1 protein-coding gene is annotated in these 1,563 nt (G+C 79.0%); it reads right to left on the reverse strand.

What is annotated here, in order from left to right:
* The coding region (locus HEQ75_RS27570; RefSeq protein WP_209318818.1) for a hypothetical protein at positions 1-1,041 on the reverse strand (1,041 nt) is incomplete at its 3' end.
* Between the last annotated feature and the right edge of the window lie 522 nt (positions 1,042-1,563).

Below are 1,563 nucleotides of genomic sequence, written 5' to 3' on the forward strand. Positions count from 1 at the left end.
CACCACGGCGGCGGCATCCGGCCGCGCGGCCAGGCGCGCCGGTTCCAGGCGGCGGAACAGCGTGGGGTCGCGGGCGGCGCGGGCGGCCTGGTGCAGGCGCAGCGGCAGGGCGGCCGGCCAGGCTTCGGGCGGCAGCAGCGCCGCCACGGCGAAGGCTTCCTCCACCTGGCCCTCGCGCAGCGCCAGATCCACCAGCAGGGCGCCGCCGCCGGGCGGCAGGCCCTCCGTCGCCCGCAGCGCCATCAGCCGCGCCAGGGCGGAGCCTGCCCAGCCGGCGCGGGCCTCGGCTTCCGCCATGGCCAGCGCCAGGCGCGGCGTCGCCTGGGCCTCGGGCGGCAGGCCTTCCAGCAGGTAGAGCGCCAGGTCGGGCCGGCCCTCCTTCATCAGCACCCGGCGCAGCGCCTCCATCAGGTCAGGCGCTGCGTTGCCCAGCAGGGCCCCGAGCGGGCGCATGGCCATGGCCGGATCGGGCAGGCGGGCCGCCGCCTGCATGGCGCGCAGGGCGAGTTCCGGGGTCTGGCTGCGCTGCAGCGCGGCTAGCAGCCCGGCGAAGGCGCCGGCCGGGTCGGCCGCCTCCATGCGCAAAGCGGCGAGGCTCAGCGATTCCTGGTCCGTCGTGGCGCCGAGGGTGGCCAGCCGTTCCAGCGCCGCCCGCGCCGCCGCCGCGTCACCCAGCGCGAGGCGAAGCGACATGGCTTCCCGCAGCGGGGCCGGGGCGGCGGTCAGGGCGTGCAGGCGTTCCAGCGTGGCGGCCAGCTCGGGCAGCCGGCGGCTGTCGCGCAGCTGCGCGGCGAGGCGGCGGAGCAGCTCCACATCCTCCGGGCGCTGTGCCGCGGCGCGTTCCAGGCTGGCGGTGGCCTGCTCCTGCGCCGGGCGGGCCGGGCCCAGGAAGCGGGCGGTGGGCGGCGCCAGCGGCGTGGGCAGCAGCAGGGCGGCGCCCAGGGCGGCGGCGGTGGCAAGCCCGAAGGCTAGGCCGAATCGCCTGATCCCCGCCGGGTCCGGGGCGTTGCGGTGCGGGGGCAGGGCGGCGCTGGCGGACATCGGCCGGTCACTGGTAGCGGCCCCGGGGCGGCGAGGCCAGTGTCCTTGCGGCGCCATCATCGGGGCGCGTGCGGCGCGGTGGTCTGGGGCTGCGGCGGCAAGCCGTCCTCGCCGCCGCAAGCCGCCCGATCCACCCTGGCGCGGCGCCGCCGCTGCCGATATGTGCAGATGCTGGCAGGCCGATGTGGCGGGGGTTCATGGCGGGATCGGGGATGCTGGCTTGAAGATGCCATCCAATCCGCCCGGGCGGCTCCGCAGCGGCGATGCCCTGTCCGCGGCTGGAGCCGCCGCCGGGCCGGCTGCCGTCCCTGCGGCCGGGCGGGCCAGGCCAGCCGCCCCGTTCCAGCCGCCTGCGGCCATGGCCGCGCCCGGGCGCTCGCCCACGCCCGCGCCGATGCCGGCCCCGGCCCCCCGCTCTGCCCCTCCACCGGCAGCCGCCGCGCCCAGGCGTTGACGCCGCCGAAGCCGAAACCGTTGGACAGCGCATAGTCCGTCTGCAGCGCGCGTGGCGCACCGCGCACC

The sequence above is a fragment of the Falsiroseomonas selenitidurans genome (assembly GCF_012103215.1).
Taxonomy (GTDB): domain Bacteria; phylum Pseudomonadota; class Alphaproteobacteria; order Acetobacterales; family Acetobacteraceae; genus Falsiroseomonas; species Falsiroseomonas selenitidurans.